At 36.8% G+C, this 19614-nt stretch carries 21 protein-coding genes; 4 read left to right on the forward strand and 17 right to left on the reverse strand.

Annotation, left to right across the window (positions count from 1 at the left end; translation table 11 throughout):
• The first annotated feature begins 376 nt into the window (after positions 1 to 376).
• Positions 377 to 1396 (forward strand): LacI family DNA-binding transcriptional regulator, encoded by a 1020-nt coding sequence (locus tag T323_RS0122805; protein WP_026675342.1) that lies wholly within the window; start codon positions 377 to 379, stop codon positions 1394 to 1396.
• Between the two features lie 186 nt (positions 1397 to 1582).
• Here the strand turns inward: T323_RS0122805 and T323_RS28210 are convergent, their stop codons facing one another.
• The 7 genes from T323_RS28210 to T323_RS0122840 all read right to left on the reverse strand — a co-directional run bounded on the left by T323_RS28210 (position 1583) and on the right by T323_RS0122840 (position 7672).
• On the reverse strand, positions 1583 to 2452 hold the full coding sequence (locus T323_RS28210) for a permease prefix domain 1-containing protein (protein WP_051556687.1): 870 nt from the start codon (positions 2450 to 2452) through the stop codon (positions 1583 to 1585).
• Positions 2453 to 2454: 2 nt separating this feature from the next.
• Positions 2455 to 2790: a PadR family transcriptional regulator gene (locus T323_RS0122815; RefSeq protein WP_026675343.1), complete on the reverse strand. Its 336-nt coding sequence runs from the start codon at positions 2788 to 2790 to the stop codon at positions 2455 to 2457.
• 104 nt (positions 2791 to 2894) lie between these two features.
• Entirely contained in the window at positions 2895 to 3107 is a 213-nt protein-coding gene (locus T323_RS27530) for a hypothetical protein (RefSeq protein WP_026675344.1), read from the reverse strand.
• 272 nt (positions 3108 to 3379) lie between these two features.
• Entirely contained in the window at positions 3380 to 4771 is a 1392-nt protein-coding gene (locus tag T323_RS0122825) for an ABC transporter substrate-binding protein (RefSeq protein WP_026675345.1), read from the reverse strand.
• A 15-nt stretch (positions 4772 to 4786) separates the two neighbouring features.
• A complete protein-coding gene (locus tag T323_RS0122830) occupies positions 4787 to 5599 on the reverse strand; it encodes a carbohydrate ABC transporter permease (RefSeq protein ID WP_026675346.1) in 813 nt (270 codons plus the stop codon).
• Between the two features lie 2 nt (positions 5600 to 5601).
• Positions 5602 to 6549, reverse strand: coding sequence for a carbohydrate ABC transporter permease (locus T323_RS0122835; RefSeq protein WP_156942517.1), 948 nt, complete (start codon positions 6547 to 6549; stop codon positions 5602 to 5604).
• Positions 6536 to 7672, reverse strand: coding sequence for an ABC transporter ATP-binding protein (locus T323_RS0122840; RefSeq protein ID WP_026675348.1), 1137 nt, complete (start codon positions 7670 to 7672; stop codon positions 6536 to 6538). The genes T323_RS0122835 and T323_RS0122840 overlap by 14 nt, the downstream gene beginning before the upstream one ends.
• Before the next feature lie 835 nt (positions 7673 to 8507).
• Between T323_RS0122840 and T323_RS0122845 the strand changes: the two genes are divergently transcribed.
• On the forward strand, positions 8508 to 8918 hold the full coding sequence (locus tag T323_RS0122845) for a hypothetical protein (RefSeq protein ID WP_026675349.1): 411 nt from the start codon (positions 8508 to 8510) through the stop codon (positions 8916 to 8918).
• 272 nt (positions 8919 to 9190) lie between these two features.
• On the opposite strand, the gene T323_RS27535 is transcribed toward T323_RS0122845, so the two are convergent.
• On the reverse strand, positions 9191 to 9820 hold the full coding sequence (locus T323_RS27535; RefSeq protein WP_035179641.1) for a hypothetical protein: 630 nt from the start codon (positions 9818 to 9820) through the stop codon (positions 9191 to 9193).
• Positions 9821 to 10813: 993 nt separating this feature from the next.
• Between T323_RS27535 and T323_RS0122855 the strand changes: the two genes are divergently transcribed.
• Positions 10814 to 11464 (forward strand): hypothetical protein, encoded by a 651-nt coding sequence (locus T323_RS0122855; protein ID WP_026675350.1) that lies wholly within the window; start codon positions 10814 to 10816, stop codon positions 11462 to 11464.
• A gap of 185 nt (positions 11465 to 11649) precedes the next feature.
• Here T323_RS0122855 and T323_RS0122860 read toward each other — a convergent pair whose 3' ends face one another.
• The 7 genes from T323_RS0122860 to T323_RS0122890 form a co-directional block, all read right to left on the reverse strand.
• The gene (locus T323_RS0122860) at positions 11650 to 12375 is read right to left on the reverse strand and encodes an ABC transporter permease (RefSeq protein ID WP_026675351.1); all 726 of its coding nucleotides are present in this window, start codon (positions 12373 to 12375) and stop codon (positions 11650 to 11652) included.
• The gene (locus tag T323_RS0122865) at positions 12356 to 13228 is read right to left on the reverse strand and encodes an ABC transporter ATP-binding protein (protein WP_026675352.1); all 873 of its coding nucleotides are present in this window, start codon (positions 13226 to 13228) and stop codon (positions 12356 to 12358) included. The genes T323_RS0122860 and T323_RS0122865 overlap by 20 nt, the downstream gene beginning before the upstream one ends.
• Before the next feature lie 24 nt (positions 13229 to 13252).
• Positions 13253 to 13597 (reverse strand): DUF2178 domain-containing protein, encoded by a 345-nt coding sequence (locus T323_RS0122870; protein WP_084309380.1) that lies wholly within the window; start codon positions 13595 to 13597, stop codon positions 13253 to 13255.
• A complete protein-coding gene (locus T323_RS0122875; RefSeq protein ID WP_035179644.1) occupies positions 13587 to 13832 on the reverse strand; it encodes a helix-turn-helix transcriptional regulator in 246 nt (81 codons plus the stop codon). The genes T323_RS0122870 and T323_RS0122875 overlap by 11 nt, the downstream gene beginning before the upstream one ends.
• Positions 13833 to 14238: 406 nt before the next feature.
• Positions 14239 to 14565, reverse strand: coding sequence for a hypothetical protein (locus T323_RS0122880; protein ID WP_026675355.1), 327 nt, complete (start codon positions 14563 to 14565; stop codon positions 14239 to 14241).
• 54 nt (positions 14566 to 14619) lie between these two features.
• Positions 14620 to 15597, reverse strand: a complete 978-nt coding sequence (locus T323_RS0122885; protein WP_026675356.1) for an HNH endonuclease — start codon at positions 15595 to 15597, stop codon at positions 14620 to 14622.
• A gap of 44 nt (positions 15598 to 15641) precedes the next feature.
• A complete protein-coding gene (locus tag T323_RS0122890) occupies positions 15642 to 15965 on the reverse strand; it encodes a nucleoside triphosphate pyrophosphohydrolase (protein ID WP_026675357.1) in 324 nt (107 codons plus the stop codon).
• Between the two features lie 229 nt (positions 15966 to 16194).
• Between T323_RS0122890 and T323_RS0122895 the strand changes: the two genes are divergently transcribed.
• Entirely contained in the window at positions 16195 to 16383 is a 189-nt protein-coding gene (locus T323_RS0122895; protein WP_026675358.1) for a hypothetical protein, read from the forward strand.
• Between the two features lie 506 nt (positions 16384 to 16889).
• Here the strand turns inward: T323_RS0122895 and T323_RS0122900 are convergent.
• Entirely contained in the window at positions 16890 to 18335 is a 1446-nt protein-coding gene (locus T323_RS0122900; RefSeq protein WP_026675359.1) for a DEAD/DEAH box helicase, read from the reverse strand.
• A 78-nt stretch (positions 18336 to 18413) separates the two neighbouring features.
• Positions 18414 to 18857 carry a HEAT repeat domain-containing protein gene (locus T323_RS0122905; protein ID WP_026675360.1) on the reverse strand — a complete coding sequence of 148 codons (444 nt, stop codon included), beginning with the start codon at positions 18855 to 18857 and terminating at the stop codon, positions 18414 to 18416.
• Positions 18858 to 19614 lie beyond the last annotated feature (757 nt).

The following is a 19614-nucleotide window of genomic DNA, read 5'->3' on the forward strand; positions in this document are numbered from 1 at the left end:
AATTCTAGAGAACTACCATTTTATAAAACTACATATGTAGTAAAAGCATTTTCTTAATGTAAGCGCTTTACATGATTTATGTTAAAACAGGTTTTTGTTACAGTCAAGTAAATTTTTACTTGATTATTCAGTTAATTTTACTAAAAATAACTTAAAACCTTATTTTAATTGGTTATTTACACATAATTATTATTTATTTACACTTATATTAGTAAATAAATATGCTATACCAAGTAAATGTTTACTATAATTTTACTTAGCTTCAATTGACTCTTTTCGAAATTTAATATACCTTTAAGAAAACTGATAAATGGTTACGACTTTCTAAATAAGTTGAGAGATAAAGGTTACAACTGTTGTCAAAGGAGTGAGATAATTGGCCACAATCAAAGATATCGCTGAAAAAGTAGGCGTTTCAACCGCTACAGTGTCAAGAGTCCTGAATTACGATACAAGTCTATCTGTAGCAGAAACAACAAAAAAACAAATATTTAAAGTAGCAGAAGAGCTTTCTTATACAAAAAAACGAAAAAAAACATCTGCACATCGAAGAATTGCTTTCGTTCATATTAAAACCGAAGAAGAAGAATTAGATGACGTGTATTACATGGCCATACGTGTTGGGATTGAGGAACGAGCCGATTATCATAAAGCTCAATTACTCAAATATTTAAAAGGGGACTTAGATCAAATCGATACGAACATCGATGGGATTATCGTTGTGGGTGATACATTTGAAGAACAAATCGAAAAACTAAAAAAAATCACCCCCAATATTGTGGTGATAGATTCCTACTATGTAGATGATACGTGTGACGCGGTGTTAATCGACTTCGAAAGAGTATCAAGTCAAATTCTAGACTACCTATTAGAAACCGGACATAAACACATTGGGTTCTTAGGTGGAACTCAAAACTTTTTAAATGGCGATCCACCGATCCAAGAAAAACGAGAAACCTTTTTCCGAAGATATATGGAGGAAAAAGGCATGCTTGACGAACGCTTTATTTTTATTGAAAAATTCAACGTAAATGCTGGCTACCGACTGATGAAAGAAGCGATCCAAACATTGGGGGATGAATTACCGACAGCGTTTTACGCTGGAAACGACCCTGTCGCAATCGGTGCTTTACGAGCACTTCAAGAAGAAAATATTCAAGTACCTGACCGAGTCAGTATAATCGGTGTCAACGATGTGAGTATTTCCAAGTATATCTTCCCTTCTTTAAGTACAGTCCGAATCGAAACGGAACTGATGGGTGAAACAGCAGTAGATTTAATTATGGAACGACTGACAAATGACCGGGTAATCCCGAAGAAAGTTTATATTGGAACGAAACTCGTGACGAGGAATTCGTCGAGGAGCCTAAGTTCTATTAGTAGTAGTATGAGTTAGTTTGCATGTGCTTGTAGTGATAAAGGAATGACGAATCTATCTAACAGGTTCGGTTGAAGGGGAGAAAACTTCAATTTACTACCTAACTCACATTGGTTTTTACAGACATTTTGACATTAAAACAGCATTAAAAATAGCAACTGAATTAGTCAGTTGCTATTTGTCCTCAATTTTTAGATTTACACTTTAACTCATTACATTTTTTATCTGTTTGTTTTGTTTTTTCAAGAACAGCCATACAATACCGAGTGTGATAAATAAAGCAAAAAGTAAAATAGGTAACTGATAAAAAGTCCAAGTGTTTGGGGCATAATAATTTAATTGATGATGTTCTTCTATTATATTTTCATATGAAGTTTTATATTCATATTGAACAATCCATTGTCCCTTTGCCATTATAACAGTTCCTAAGTCATAGTCACTTGGCATAATTTGTTCTTTGTTTTCAATTATCTTATTGTTTCCAATTACAGTCGCTGCATATTTATATTCTATTGGGAAATGTGTCATAGGTGTTCCAATCAATACCTCATTTTTCTCTAACCATCCTTTTAAATCTTCTGTTGGAAATACGGCTAATAAATTCAATTGATTTGGGTATTTATTAAAAATGTCCATCAATTGTTCCTCTTCTACATCACTTATTTTATTAGTAGTATCAAGAACATCGAAAACATCATTGAAGATAGCATTTTTTTCTGTTTCTACTATGACATATTGTTCGCCCTTTTTGTAAAATTGTTCAACTTCTAACCAGGAAAAAACAAGTGTTATTATACCAAAAACAAAGAAAATCAGTGTAAACGCTAATACATAATTAGTAAATTTCTTTTGGACTTTAAAGAATTCGGATAATCCTTTTACAATTTGATTTTTACCTCCAAAATTTTCGATTGCAATACGGATAGCTTCTTCTTCTGTTTTCCCTTTCGCCTTTAACTCTTCGACAGCTTCGACTAAATGCGAACGCATTTCTTGTTTTAAATCTTCTATTTCTTGTTCGTCTCCCGCAACATCTTTATAAATTGAATTTACATATTTATCAATTTGTTTCAAATTTATTCTCCCCCTTCTATAAATGTATCAATAATTTTTTTAAAAAATTGCCATTCTTTACGCTTTTCTTCAAAACCTTCTTCACCTAATGGTGTAAGTTTGTAATATTTTCTTCTTCCACCTGGTCCCTGTTCATCCCCCCAGTAAGAAGAAATCCATTTGTTATTTTCTAATCTCTTTAATGACAAATAAAGCGTACCTTCTTTTAGTTCAAATTGGTCTTCGCTTTTTTCACGAACCAATTTCGCTAACTCATATCCGTACATATCCCTGTTATGTAATAACGATAAAATTAACGTATCAATATGACCTTTTAAAACCTCTTTATTAATTTCCAATTTTTCCACCTCCTTATTTAGTTATAAAACACATTACTTAATATAGCAAGGTATTCTTTCAAAAAAAAAACAATAAAAAAATCATCCTATTTTTTAAAGGAATTTCATTTCCTTTGATTTGCTGGAAATGGAAAGAGATCTAGGTTAATCTCTCGAAGAATACCTTGTTCGATACCTTGCTCCATAAGCGTACGTACCGTCGACCAATCCTCTCTTAAGAAAAAGTCTAGTTTTTCCCATTGCTGATAGTGATGTTTTTTCAAATCAGATAATAAGCGAATATCCATAATTTCAAATTGTTCAGGTGTACCCGACATCCCCTATCTCAACACATCCCCTATCTCATTTTCGCGGTCAGAGAAGCCGTTATTTGTGAACATGATACGGGTTTCCGTTTTTTAGCGGCCACAGGAGCGCTTATTCACGCAAAAGTAAGTCTATTGCTAGCGATATATTATGATTAACTGCTCCTGTGGCCGCCAACGTTCCAAAACGCTAGCAATGTTCACAGATAACGGTTTTCATGGCCGCTTAGTTCCCATAAACAACAAAACATCTCTCCCATAGGAAGAGATGTTTTGTATTCTTATTACTGCCCAGACGTCCGATTCGCAATTTCAATTGCGCGGTTCGTTCCTTCTGCTGCTTGCTCCAATGCTTCTTTTGGTTCCATTCCTTGTAGCATATTTTCAAGCGCTGTCACGACAAGCTGACGTGATTCTGGGAATACAGAGATTAATGCGCCTTGTGTTGCCGTTCCTGGTTTTGTCGCTTGTAATTGCTCAATCGGAACGCGTAATTGTGGGTACTCTTCGTGAACTTCCGATACAATCGCCTCGTCGTACGCAGCTGGATTGATTGCGAAATACCCAGTCGCTAGGTGCCATTCTGCTTGAACTTCAGGTGTTTGTAAAAATTTCATGAAATCAAAGGCTGCAGCCTGCTCTTCTTCCGATATTCCATTTGCCATCCAAATCGAGCCGCCTCCGATAATGACACCATTTCTTTCTACTTCGTCCGCGTATGGTACAAATCCTGAACCTACTTCAAATGAAGCATTGTCAACCGTTGCTCTCGTTCCCGCTGAAGAATCTAAGTACATCGCTACTTGTCCTGCTTGGAACGCAGCACGAACATCATCCCAGCTTGAACCGAAATATCCGAATGTACCAGCTTTGTTCATCTCATTAATCCATTCAAATGCACGAAGTCCTTCTTCTCCATTGAACAACGCTTCTGTTGCGACATCCGATCTACCATTATCGTTATTTACATAATCAGCACCTTGTGTAGAAAGTAGCTGTTCAAAGAACCAACCATGTCCTAGGATAGAAAATCCATAACGGTCATCTGTCGTTAACTTTTCTGCTGCTTCCATAATTTCTTTGAACGTTGTTGGAGGATTTTCTGGGTCTAATCCTACTTCCTCAAAAGCATCCTTATTGTACAGAAGTACTGGTGTAGAAGAATTAAACGGCATAGAATATAATGAACCATCAACAGTATAATAGCTTAAGATATTTCCTTCGAGCTTACTAGCATCATAATTATCTTTATCAATCCATTCTTGAACTGGAGTGATGTAACCAGAGTCAATCATATACTTCGTTCCTACTTCAAAGACTTGAACTAACGCTGGTGCATCAGCTGTTCCACCGACACTTCTAAATTTCGTTAGTAATTCTTCATAAGAACCTTGGTATTCAGATACAACTTCTACTCCATCTTGAGACTCGTTGTATTTGTCTACTAATGCATCTAATGCTTCACCAAGCTCTCCACCCATACCATGCCAAAACTCTACGGAGACTTTGTCATCACTCGTTGCTTCGTCCTCCACTGGTGATTCCTCTTTGGCATCGTCGTTCGTAGTTTCTGTTTCTGTCGGTTCTGGTGAAGCGTCACTTTCTTCTGAAGAACAACCAGCTATGACCCCAATAAGCATAATAACCAATAACATCCAAGCTAACTTTCTTAACATACATCATCTCTCCTTTTATTTTATTGCACCCTGTGTCAAACCTTTTTGAAGCTGTTTTTGTCCTATAAATAGAAGTAATAGCGTTGGTAAAATGACAATGACAACACCAGCCATTACTACTCCCCATTCCGTAGAAACCTCTACTGTTTGTAGCTGTTTCAAGCCAATCTGTACTGTTCGTTTCACATCATTTGTTGTCACTAATAATGGCCACAAATACATATTCCATGTAGTTAAAAAGCCATATATACCTAATGTGACCAAGCTTGTTTTTGAATAAGGAATAACAACCTTATAAAAAAATTGAAACCGAGATAATCCTTCTATTTGTGAAGCCTCATAAAGTTCATGAGGAATGGTTTTAAAATGCTGACGTAATAAAAATGTTCCAAACGCTAAAGCGAAAAACGGTACCGTCATGCTCAAATAAGAATTCATCCACCCTAAGCTTTGAATCGTTAAGAAGTTAGGTATCATCGCCGCTTCCCACGGAATCATGAGCGTCGAGATAAACAATAGAAAGATGAAATTCCGCCCTTTAAATGGAATAAAGGCAAACACAAAGGCTGCTAAAGAACAAACAATTAATTGACCAACCATGACAATACTAGAAACGATAAAACTATTTTTTAAGTATTGCAGTAAAGGTACGGTCCCAAACACCTTTACATAATTATCAAAATCAAGTGACGAAGGTAGGAAGGCACGTCCAAGTACTTCTGCACCGTTCATAAAACTTACGAGAAATGCATATAGAATCGGAAAAAAAAGGATTAATGCAGATACAATCAGTAATACGTAAAAGACAATCGAGCGTATTAATCTCACTCTCACTGATAATGCACCTTCCTTTCCCCAAACTTAAATTGCAGCAATGTTAAGACAAAAACGATAATAAAGAGAATAATCGCTTGGGCACTAGCCGTACCAAATTGATAGTTAATAAAGGCCTCTTGGTATATCGAGTACACAATTAAATTCGTAGACTCAGCCGGACCACCCCTTGTTAAAATATCGACTTGTCCAAAAGATTGAAACGAATTAATGAACGTAATCGTAATGATAAAAAATAAAGTTGGCGACAGCATCGGCACAGTAATTCTCCGTAATTGATAAAAATACCCTGCTCCATCGATATTTGCACTTTCATATAAATGTTGGTCGATGTTTTGCAACCCACCTAAAATAATCAAAAAAGAAAAGCCAATATTCATCCAGATTGTTGTAATCGCAATGGAGATAAGTGCCCATGTCGGATCTAATAGCCATCTAACTGCAGGTATTCCTAGCATTCCAAAAAAGCTATTAATCGTGCCTACTGTCGGATGGAATAAGAACAACCAAATAACTGCAGACGCCGCTACAGACATTCCCATTGTGGAAGAGAATATTGTTCTAAAAAAACCAATTCCTTTTAGCTTCTCATTGGACAATAAAGCTAAAAATAAGGCAATCAAAACACTAGTTGGAACGGTGTAAAGGACAAAGAGTCCAGTAGACATCATACTTTTTTGAAACCTATCAGATTGCAGTAGGTATATGTAGTTTTCCAAGCCAACAAACAATGCAGCCGTTCCTTTTGAATCGGTTAAGAAAAAACTTAAATAGACTGTTTTAATCATTGGATAAAATAGAAAGATAGAAAATAACAAGATCGATGGAAGCAAATACAACATAGCAATGCGAAAGTTTGCTGTTTTTTTCCAAATCGATTGACGCTCTATCAATTGCTTTTCAGCTAGTTTTTTTCGAACGCGCTCCGCTTCAACCAGATTCAACAGAACGTACCTCCTTTAACAACGTTTCATTCCATGCTGGAGATATAATCGTTTCTTCTGTATCGCCAGCAAAGAGAAACATTTCTTCAATAGAAAAGGAGATTTCTGTTTGTCCATTCATATCTAACGGCCACTGTCCTAACCATTTCGCCTTCCAAATATCCTCTCCGATATAAAAGGAAAGCAACGTCTCATTCCCAAGTACTTCGACATTCGCTAACTGGACAGAGAAAGAGACGTCTTTTGCTCCACCATTTCCACGGTTAATTTGCTCTGGTCGAATGCCGATATACACCACATCACTCTTTATTTGTCTACCTTGCTCATGACTAATCGGTATAACAAGGTCATTGTCTAGTCGTAATTGGTTATTCATTCTATCTACCGTTGCTTTTGAAATATTCATCGGCGGAGCTCCAATGAAAGTAGCCACAAATAGATTTTTCGGTTTATTATAGATTTCTAACGGAGTCCCTACTTGCTGGACCTTTCCATCCTTTAACACCATGATTCGATCACCCATTGTCATCGCCTCTACCTGGTCATGCGTCACGTAAATCATCGTAATCCCTAGCTTCCTTTGTAACTGACGAATTTCCGTCCGCATATGTCCACGCAATTTAGCATCAAGATTTGATAGTGGCTCGTCCATCAAGCACATTGGTGCATCACTGACTACTGCACGGGCTAATGCCACTCGTTGTCTTTGTCCACCAGACAACTCCCGTGGCTTACGCTTTAAGTAGTCCGTTAACCCTAATAGTTTTGCCGCTTCCTCGCACCGCTCTTTTCTTACTGATTTCTTGACCTTTTTTACTTTTAAACCAAACAATATATTTTCTTCCACCGTTAAATGAGGATAAAGGGCATAATTTTGGAAAACCATTGATAAATTTCGTTGGCTCGGTAGTAAATGATTGGCTAGTTGGTTATCTATGTATAGCTCGCCAGCACTAATGCTTTCAAGGCCCGCAATCATTCGTAGAATCGTACTTTTCCCACAACCTGATGGACCGACAAGAATAAAAAATTCTCCTTTTTCAATCGAAACGGTTGCATCCTCTACAGCAAAAGTATTTTGATCATAGCTTTTACATAGTTGATGAAGTTGTATATGACTCATGTAATCCCTCCTTCTAAGAAACATCTATGATTGAACACTTTCACCCGTGCATGAAAATGCACATAAAGCTTGATAGAATAAGAAGCCTCTACAATCTCCAGTTTTAAGATGAATAAGCCTCTTTTCTCACTTATTCAAGAATACCTCTTGATTATTAATTCTAAGTAAATACACTGTTCAGCTTTTGTAAGTTGTTTGTAAATGGAATTTTAATATTATGAATAATTCGAAAAAAATGTGTTGCACCGAAAGATGTATAACAACTAATTTCACACTTCATTTATGTTCGGCGGACACCAGGGCGCTTATTTGTGAACATTACTACTGTTTCACATTTTTGGCGGACATGAGCGCCGTTATTTGCTTCAATTCAGCATAAGTTTACATAGTATTGCTCAAATAACAGCGCTGGTGTCCGCATAGACTCTCAAACACTAAGAAAGTTCACAAATAACGGCCTCTGTGTCCGGGATAAGCTCCCAATCCTCCACCCCGCTTCACGGTGGCAAGGAAAAGCGCAATCGCTAGAGGAGCAACACCGTTTTTTCCTGGCGGTTCCGTCGTGTAAGTCCATGATAGGATAACCAAATATCAGTTGCTTTTTATTTTCCTGCTCTTCAAATCGATACCAATTCCAACTCATAAAAGAACCTTCCCTCTCCATATTTTGCAGACTGAGCGGTCACTGGTAAATATTCCATTTACTAGAATCGTATACAAACTCTTTACTATAACAACATTATGAAAGCTGCTTATTGATATTGATGGGAGTCTTTCACGATTGTATAATGAACATAGCTATATTAAATTTTTCAATGAAAGGAGGGGGAGAACGTTGAGCGATATAGTATTAAATCAAATACTAGAACAAATACAAAGTTTGGATAAGCACATGCAAAGTATGGATAAACGTTTGGATAGTGTGGACAAGCGAATGGATAATATGGGCAATAAAATGGAGAACATGGACAAGCAAATCGATGACGTGGGCAGACAAATAAATAGTTTGGACAAACAAATAGGTACTATTGATTCCACATTTAATCATTTTTCTACTACTGTAAATACACGCTTTGATACAATCGAGGCAACTCTTGAGCGAATCGAAAAAAACAACCACGATGATGTGATTGCTATGCTTAAAACGATTGCTACTAAACATGATAGAAATGAAAATGAAGTACTTGCTGTAAATCGCCGACTACATCGTGTAGAAGGTGTCATCGAAGGACTGTCAAAACAATGATTATTTTTGCAATATATTCTTCAACTATTCCCCTTCCCCAACACCATCCCATATCTTATTTTTCGCGGACAGAGCAGCCGTTATTTGTGAACATTATACGGATTTCCTATTTTAAGCGGCCACAGGAGCGCTTATTCACGCAAAAGCAACTGTATTCCATGCGATATATCATGATTAACTGCTCCTGTGTCCGCCATCGTTCCAAACTGCTAGCAAAGTTCACAGATAACGGTTTTCATGGCCGCTTAATGACCATAACTACGTTAAATTAATCAATTTCCAAGCTCGAATGACCCTTGTAATTCCTCTACTGCTAATAAATAAGATGACATTTCCCCTTGAAGGTATCCACTTCGATAATCGGTTTCATCTTCGTTTATTTTTTCTTTCAGCACTGCAGCAGTTTTTTTGTATTTCAACATCATTTCTTCAATAGAGGCAAATTTATCTGTTTGAGTTGATTCTAGCAATAGCTCCAAGTCAATAATGATCTTTTCATAGCCATGAGACATTCCCTCATACAGACCAACTTGTAAATCCTCTGGTATTTCGAGTAATTCCTTTTTCGCTTCTTCTGGAATTTCGTTATAATACTTACCTTCAACTAGATTGACAACGCCTGTTTTACTTTGCTCTTGTGTCGCTGTAGCGCTCTTTCTAAATGTTCGGATTAACTCCTCTACTTTTAACTTCACAACATCTCCTCCTTTAACATAATCAAACTCTCTTGTTAACCGGTTTACAACAAAACGATACGCTTGACTCATTCCTAATAGAAATTGCTTTTCATCTTCTCCTGTATTTCGGTTCATTTTGTTCAGCTCTTTTTCCATGCTAATAAAATCTAAAATACAATCCTCGATTTTGGCACCTCGGAACATTTTTTTTCTATATTCAGTCATTAAGAACACCTCCTCTCCTTTATAGAATACCATTAATGTAAACAATTGTAAACATATATTGTATACATTTGTTTACATTAATACACCTGATACTTATCGTCTCCACTAAATACTGCCCCCCCCCTTAACAAGAAGCGCAGTCGTAATCTTGCTCTTACAGTATTTTATTCTCATACAATCTCAGCGAAAATAGCCATGAGAAGGAAACGTACAACAGTAATGACATAGTTCTTACCACTAATTTACAATTTACTTACTAACTAGTGAATGACATGTAATTTACCAGATTGAATACTTCGTTTAGATTTAGCATTTTCTCCAAATAAATGAATACCTCAGCAATAGCACCATTTAATAGAATGATATTTCTAAACTAAAATGGGTATATCGGAAAAACCGTAACCTGGTAAATATTCCGTCCGTTTATTAGACTGATATACAAACTCTTTACTATAACAACATTTTGAAAACAGCGTATTGATATTGATGGGAGTCTTTCACAATTGTATAATGAACATAGCTATAGTAATTATTTCCAATGAAAGGAGGGGGACGTTGAGCGAATCAAAAAAAACAACCACGAAGATGTGATTGCTTTTGCTTAAAACAACTCTACCAAACACGATAGAAATGAAAATGAAGTGCTTGCTGTAAATCGCCGACTACATCGTGTAGAAGGTGTCATCGAAGGACTGTCAAAACAATGATTATTTTTGCAATATATTCTTCAACAATTCCCCCCATCCTCAACACATCCCATATCTCATTTTTCGCGGACAGAGCAGCCGTTATTTGTGAACAGTATACGGGTTTCCTATTTTAAGCGGCCACAGGAGCGCTTATTTCGCTTTTCTCACTTATATTCTAGTCTCTTTTTAGCAAATAAAGGCTCTCGTGTCCGCTAATTTTTTGAAACACTACAAAAGTTCACAAATAAGAGCTCTCGTGTCCACAAAAAATCTAACAATGCACAAAAAAAGGAGCGAATCAAAAGTGAAGCAATTCCAACAAACATATGATGACTGGCTTGAAGAGAACATTGCCAACGAAAAAAATCAGCGAAGAAAAGAGTTACTTATAAAAGGGTTAGGACACGGGACCATTGAATTTTTACGACATATTTGGCTTCCGACAGTCGGCAGTTTTGACCATTTGTATCCTGAATGGGAGGTGCGTGATTTAAATAACCGCTATCGGTATTTGGATTTAGCCTATCATCCTGGAAACGGAAAAGGTTGTATCGAGATTCAAGGTTATGGTCCACACGCTAGAGACCTCGATGTAAAAAGATTCAAAGACTTATGTTGGCGTCACTCTTTATTAGCACTTGAAGGCTGGACGATATTACCGATTGCCTACTTATCCATAACAGACGAACCAAGACAATGCCAACAGCTTATTCTTGCCTTTCTCGGAAAATTTCTAGCGATTCACACACCTTCACATCTGTCCTGGCATGAAGCAGAAACACTGCGCTTTGCCCGCCGCCTCCTCCGCCCCATTAGTCCACATGAAGTCTCCCAGCATCTCCGAATAAGCGACCGCCAAACTCGCCGAGTCCTTCATACCCTTGTTAAATCTAATTTTCTCACTATTGCCAGTGGCAAAACGCGCGCACGAACTTATCGCCTTACTCATTTATAATGGTGCGGACAGGGCAGCCGTTATTTGTGAACGTTATGCGGGTTTCAGAAAATATGCGGACACAGGAGCGCTTATCAAAGCAAAAACAACTCTACTCAAAGCAATATCTTGCCATTAAGAGCTGCTGTGTCCGCCAAAATTCCAAAACGCTAGCAATGTTCACAGATAACGTCTCTCATGTCCGCTTACATTTCAATCTTCTTGCTCTTATTAAAAACAAGTAGAAAAAGTACAAGTAATATGACACAACCAATGCTGTATTGTAGAAGGGAAAGTGGATTTGAGCCAACGAGCGCAGGATAAAAGTAACCAGGGAAATTTTCTATGAGGCCTGAAAGAAATGAGTTATTCGTACTATACAATATATTTGACAAAATATTGGGGATGAAAAGAAGCATTACTGTTAAAATCAAATAAATCGCACCACTCCGAATTCCATATAAAAATAAAAGATATCCAAACAAAAAATACGTAAGCACTAGCAGAAAGAAATTAGCCGAGAATCCAAGTAGAAAGGAAACCTCCAACTCACCAGGTACGCCGAGTTGTTTCGTAACTAAAAGTAACCCTATTCCTAATACGACATACAGCAAACTCACATACAATGCAATCACGACATTCGCCATGACATAGTTTTTTCTGTTTTGTTTTGAGTTGTTAATCAAAGAAATGGCCTTAGATGAGTAATCCCTGTTTACAAAATAAAGTGGGTGTAATACCGCGGCCAACATCCCTAACATACAATAGAAACTAGAGACATGTTTGATATAAAACGGCGTAGTTTCTGTCAAGATTAAGGCACTCATCACGATTGCTGGTGCAAATGCTGCTAGCACTCCAACAAGTAAGTGACCTTTTTTCAATAAATCGATTCCATTGTAACTAACATAGTTATGAATGTTTAGTTGCATGACCTTCACCTCTCAATTTATTCATATAGACATTTCGAAGTGTCTTTTTCTCCGCAGAAAAATCTACTAATCTTAATCCTAACTGATGTAAAAACTGAAAAATTTCAGTATTCTCCACACTCGTTTCCATTTCAATTGTGTTTTCACTCAAGTGAATGATAGTTCCGAACTGTTGCTTCTCGATGAATGTTGCTACTTCAGTCGAAGTAGCAAAAACGAATTTGAGTAGAAACTGACTCTTTTTACTTAATTGTTGTTCACCAACAATTTTCCCTTTTTCTAAAAACAAAACTCGATCACAGATTGTTTCAATATCTTCGAGCTTATGACTAGAAATCAAAACACCAACATTCCACTCATTCGCCATTTTTCTTAATTGCTGTAATACTTCTAGAGAGGTTTCAATGTCCATACTATTAGTAGGTTCATCCAACACAATGTAATTTGGTTTATTCAAAAGACTAATAACAATTCCTAATTTCTGCCGCATCCCTAAAGAATATTGTTTGACCTTTTTATTCAATACATCATACAATTGAATGCCTTTCAAAAAAACCTCGTATTCACTAAGATTGAATCTAGTTCCATAGATTCCAGAAAAATAGGAAAGATGTGCTAACCCGGTTTTATTCGTGTATAATTTAGGCTCCTCAATTAAGTACCCAACATGGTTATTACCCGCAACAGATCCATCGAATGTTTGAATTGTTTGAGCAATAATCTTCATAAGTGTGCTTTTTCCAGCGCCATTACTGCCAACTAATCCCACAATCTCTCCTTGTTTAAACTCAAAAGATATCCGATCTAACACGACAGTACGATGATATTTCTTCGTAACTGAATTAACATGCATTTTGCTATCCTCCTATTTCATTCATTAGTTTAAGAAATCTTTCTTATATTGAATCGCTAAATAAATTCCTGACGCTAAAAATGCAAGCGAATATTTAAACAAAAAGAAAATTTGCCACATATATTCTTTCGGAAAAATCAAGTCACATAAAATAACAACAGATAATATAACGAGGCAGCTTTTCAAACTAATTTGAGACGTTCTTTCATCAGCATTTCCCATTTTTTTATAAAATACATACGTTATAATCACTCCGACGGCAAGCAATAAAAGACCACTTCCAAGAAGCATATTCCAATTACCCGCTGATGCTTCCGCCCATGTTTTTAATGGATAGAACATTGAATTCGTTATGTCATCAATTTTCATTTTGATCCTTTCCTCCCTCATAAGTAAAAATTTCGGTCACATCCACGTTAAAAAAATTCGCAATCCGAAAAGCTAGCAATAACGTGGGAACATAATTTCCTTTTTCCATGACGAAGATGGTTTGTTTGGAAACCCCGACTTTCTCAGCTAATTCTTGCTGAGACATTCTAGCAAGTACGCGATATTCATACACCTTATTTGATATCGAATCACCAAAATCTTTTTTCAAGACCATCACCTCTTAACAAGAATTGTAAATTAATTCATAACAAAAGTAAAGTTTAATTATACAAAATAACAATTTAATTATAAAAAGGACTAATTCATTTATATAATCAGTATAAAAATCATTGTGAGATATCTTAAAGATAAAATGAAACCACGAAAAATTACCTGATTATTTTGCACCCAAACATTCTTTCATACAATTTTAAAAAACATCGGCTTTTTCTCATAAAAAAAGACCCTCATTACTGAGAGTCATTAATTTATTGACAGCAGTTTTTTATAAACACCCAGTACCATACATAGTGTCTGCTAAGGAAACGCGTGCATTAAAAGTCGTTCCAAAGAAAAAACACCTTCTATAAGGTGCTTTTTAAGAGTACAGAGAAGGGCTTCTTGGCAAAATAGAGCTTAAACTACAACTTCCTAACCTCATACGGTCTTCTCAACAACATTCTAAATACTTCCTGTCCTTCATGCTTTCTCGAATGAGCCCATTTATCATACTCTGCTTCTGTTATTCGCCCTTCGACTAATGCTTCCAGAAACAAATAATGTTCTTGATCTACTGCTAATTTGCTAATGTCCAACTGCTCTTTTCTTTTATTTATCTTAGAAACTTGCGTCCTGTTCCTGGCTGGTTCTTTTCTTATTACGTGTAATTTGGCTCTATTTCTTTTTTTTAATGAAATCAATAAAACAATAACTAAAAGTGAAAAGACTACTATTCCTACTTCAACCATACAGCACCCTTTCTGAAAACCTCGTCCTCACCTAGTCTTCTTCTAGATTCTTTTCTACGGACTCCAAATCACATCATACCCATTCTTAATCGAGTAATCGTACAACATGATGATTTTTTTCTCTTTATAGTTGGTCATCCAGTTCGGTTCAACTATTTTTGTATGTAACTCATTGTTTCTACTAATGATCTCTTGAAGAAAAGGCCTCTCTGGCAACTTATCGCTTTTGGAGCTATTACACTTTTGACAAGATAACACAAGATTCCATAAGTGATCGGATTGGACGAACGACCACGGAATGAAGTGATCAACATGCGTTTCTCGCTTTTCTCCTGAAAGAGTCTTGTTACAGTAGAAACATCTAGCTTCAAAATGATTCATTAACACCTTTTCAAAAGGTCGCAGCGACGTTCGACGTGCAATGCTTTCCACTTTACCGAGAAGATAATTAATACTTGGTACTTCATTCAATTCTTCAATCATAGCTGCCATATGGTAATTAGTTAGATTGACAATCAATCTTTGATAATTCAGCATAAAACTATGTACAGCAGGGTTTATTTGAAAGTACTCACGTTTATGGTCAAATGCGTAAAAACGCCCCTTTGTGTCACCATACAAAGCACCAAATACATTTTCCTTCATTGTTGTTTTTACTTTTTTTACAAGATTTATTTGGAGCGTTGCATCGATCTTATCAAAACTATACTCAGACGGAATTGCGTTAGCTGTCTGCGCTTCTTTAATAATCGTGACAACGCGCGCATTCTTTCCGCGATTTTGCTTATCTAACTGATGGTGCACAATCAAGTTCCAATAAATCTTAGTGAAGGAGTATGCCAGTTGGTCGTAGGTAAGCTCAAATTGGTCATTCACTTGATATAAATTTTCAATCAAGGATTTAATCAACGCATACTTGTATGTTGATGATTTAACGGATTTATTAGACAACACAACGGTCAGTGTTCTCCAAATCTCTTCATCCGTTAAATATTTCTCCTTCAGCTCCCCCACTTTTAACTTGTAACTCAACTACTCCACACCCCTTTCATTGCTGCCCTTTCTTTCACAAAATGTTAATCTTCAACATCCACTAGCAAGAGTCTTTCCTCAAATCCCCCACGTTCGTCTAGCTTTCTTTTTCTCACTTCCTCTATCTCCGGTGGATCCACACCACGAAGTTTAGCAAGACTATACATCACTTCTAACAAGTCAGCCATTTCTTCTACTAACTCAGCCGTTGATTCTGCTTTCAGTAGCTCGTCCATTTCTTCTTCTAATTTCACTCGTAACTCTTTCTCATATGTAGTAGAATCTAACGTCTTTGTCCTAAATTTCTTCCCGCTCTTTTCTATAATCTCCGGAATTCGATCTCGAACAAGCTTGTTATAGGTAGGCATATGCACGGTCCTTTCATATTACATTTTACTGCTCGTAAGTTTTGGGTCTTTAGTTTGCAGGTAGAAAAGGTCTACATTATTTTTTACATTATTATAATTTTTTATATGAACGAATTTCATAATTCGAGCCATTAGGCTCGCAAGGCTTTCAAGACACTAAAAAGAGATGTAACAAGTTCATATGATAGAGAAATTTTGTTTGATATTCTAGATTAAGAGGAGCAACTATATGAAAAACAAGATAGTAGCATTATTTGTTTGTATTTTTTTTATTTTACTTTTCCCTTCAAATATACTAGCAAATGAAATGAATAGCGAGCAAAGTTTAATAGAGTCCGCAAACAGTTGGATGGAGAAGTTAGGTTTTGAAGTATCCTTTTCAAAACCATATATTAAAGAGCCTCATCATTGTCTCTAATTCTTCTTCATTGGAAAGTGTCCAATGATTAGAGGAAGGCTTCCAATTCAATTACACAGATTGACACTTTTTTATATGGCGCAGCCAAGATTGATTAAAGACTCTCCCATTTCTAATTTCATATGTCGTTCTTCCTCAAGAGCCGTTTCCTTTATTTTAGTAGAAATGAACCATTATATTAGAAAATGTACGCCTCCTAGTTTGACACAAAAGCGTATGCCTCTCCTCTTGTTGCCGAGACGCTGGCTTTTTCGAATATCCGCGGCCACCACAGCCGTTATTTGTGAACTTTATAGGCGTTTGCAAAAATAAGCGGACAGAGAAGACCCTATTTACCATTTACCAGCGCTTATCCCACTGATATTTGCCAAATAACGTCTCTCCTGTCCGCTTAATTCTTGAAACAGGGGTTTTGTTCACACATAAGAGCGCTGGTGGCCGTAAAAACAAAGGGGAAGTGCCCGCCAGCTACAAATATGTAATTGAGGTGCCTGACCCCCTATATCCTACTTAATTGCTATGCTCACCTTCAGCTTCTTTCCTTTAATCGTGGTATTTTCCATTGCTTCTAACACTAACGACCCTTTTCCATTATGAATATCCACGTACGTTAATGTATCTTGGATCGTGATAATCCCAATATCCTCTGCGCTTACCCCAGGAATATTAGCGATCGTTCCAACAAAATCTACTGGCCGAAGCTTCTTCTTTTTCCCACCACTAAAATGGAGCTTCATAATATCTTTATTGATTCGTGCCGTTTTATTATTTCGAACGACTCGACGGCCACTAATTTTTTCATCAAAAGCCGCTTTTCCTCTAGAAACTTCGGTCTCACTAGGAGCCTCCATATCAGCTATGGTAAAACCAATATATCTCTCGATCCCTTTAAGGTACTTCTCATCGTTTAGTGTGGCTAACGTAATCGCTTTTCCTTTATTACCCGATCGGCCCGTTCTTCCTGTTCGGTGCACATAGCTTTCTTTTTCCATCGGTACGTCATAGTTAATGACTAACGTTACATTGTCCACATCAATTCCCCTCGCAGCAACATCCGTCGCCACAAGATAACGGAAATTCCCCCGCTTAAAACCATCCATGACGGAAAACCGGTCTTCTTGCTCTAATCCACCATGAAGTTTTTCACAAGAATAATTAGCGCGATCAAGTTCGGAAAACACCGTATCCACATGCTCTTTCGTATTGCAAAAAACAATACAACTGTCTGGATTCTCTACTATGGTTATATCTTTAAGGAGCGATAACTTTTCTTCTGGATTAACCTCAATTACATGATGTTCAATCGAAGCCGTAGTCATGCCAGAAGATGCTATCTCAATATGCTCGGGGCTTTCCATATAATGATGACAAAGAGTTTCCACATCTTTCGGCAACGTTGCCGAAAACACCATCGTCACTCTATCAACAGGAAGCTCTTTAATAATTGCTTCCACATCGTTAATAAAACCCATATTCAGCATCTCATCTGCTTCATCAATAACGAGATATTTAATTTCATCCAATGCTACTGTTTCTCTTTCGATATGGTCCAGCACCCGACCAGGTGTCCCAACAACAACATGAGTCCTTTGTTTTAATTCGTCTTTTTGTTTCGAGAAAGGCTCTTTTCCATAAACGGCTACAGCTTTAATCCGCTTAAATCGACCAATATTCGCAATATCCTCCCGAACTTGAACGGCAAGCTCCCTTGTTGGTGTGAGAATTAACGCTTGCGGCTTTCTTTCCTCCCAATTCACCATCTCACAAATCGGGATTCCAAAGGCTGCTGTCTTCCCGCTGCCCGTTTGAGATTTAACGATTAAATCTTTCTTTTTCATCGCTAGAGGAATGACTTCCCGTTGAACCTCTGTTGCCTTTTCATATTTCATTAATGAAAGTGCACGATTTATTTCCTCACTTAACTGATACTCATCAAAACCTCGTTCACTCATACCCTAACCCCATTTTTATTATTTCTACTCATTCTTTCAAAAAGCTCAATAACAGATCATATTGAACTGACTTTTACATTATCTCGTCCGTAATTCAGACCACAACTGCTCAAGCCACTTATCAAAATCCGTACCTTTTTCTCCTTCATATGTATCATACACATCAATTCTCATCTTTTTCAATTTTTCTTTAAAATCTTCATAAGAATGATCCTTAGGAAGGCTCTTTTTTATACGAACAAGGATTTTTTTCGTATCCTTAACAGCATCGCCTTCCTTCCGTTCCGGCATTGTAACCTGTTCTCCTAACGCTAGAAGTTGACGGTAAGCAGCTTCCCGAACTTTATGGACAGGATCACCTTTCATACTATGCTTTAATAATTCAATTGTCTCTCGCGCTTTCCACTTCCCTAACTCTTCTACCGTATCCATTCGTTCCCGCCAATTAGCCATTCTATTGATGGACTTCTTTAATTCATCAAAGTTTGCAGGTAAATCTGTTCTTTCTTCATGATTAGCCAATTTACTCGCCTCTCTTCTGTATGATTTTCGCTCAAACCTTTTATAGGTAGTTTGCCTTTATTTGTATTTTAAATACATGTTTCAATTGTATAAGGGGGAAGTGCCTGACTCCAAGTACGTTTGTGTTTTAACGTACTTGGAGACTTTCGTCTAGTCCGTCATTTTGGACATGTCCTCTACATCCAATAATCCAACATAGAAGAAAACCATTTTAAGGCTTCACCAAAACATAAATAAGTCACAAACGTTGATGTACCAACACCTGTAAGTATGTTACCTTTTTTAAAATTAAAATTAAGTAACCTTTTTTCTAAAATAATGTGGATTTCGACATTTAAAATGGACTTCACGGAATTAAAATATAAATGTACGTTCAACGGAAGCATTAGTTCAACAAGAGAAAATAATGTCATACATATCTAATAAATGTTTTGGAATAAGTGAAATGTTTTTGACACTCTAAAATTACCGAATGTTGCCGGTATTGCCTGTCCAGAATTAGTCGAATATAATGTCCTTATGTAGTTCGGAATATTTCGACATTTATCATTCTGGAGAAAGGAAAAAGACATCTCCCAAAACGTGTAACTGCGCCAACAGTTATACAGGAGATGTCCCACAAAAAAGTATATGATTATTGTATCAGAATATCAGCTGATTGAAAACATACTTACTGGAGTTTTTAGTTAGGGGTGCAGAGAAAATCCCCTCTCCTTGTTGTGGAAAAAACATGTTGGTTAGAGGAACGACGAATCGA

The sequence above is a fragment of the Alkalihalobacillus bogoriensis ATCC BAA-922 genome (genome assembly GCF_000621445.1).
Classification (GTDB): Bacteria; Bacillota; Bacilli; order Bacillales; family Bacillaceae_F; genus Bacillus_AO; species Bacillus_AO bogoriense.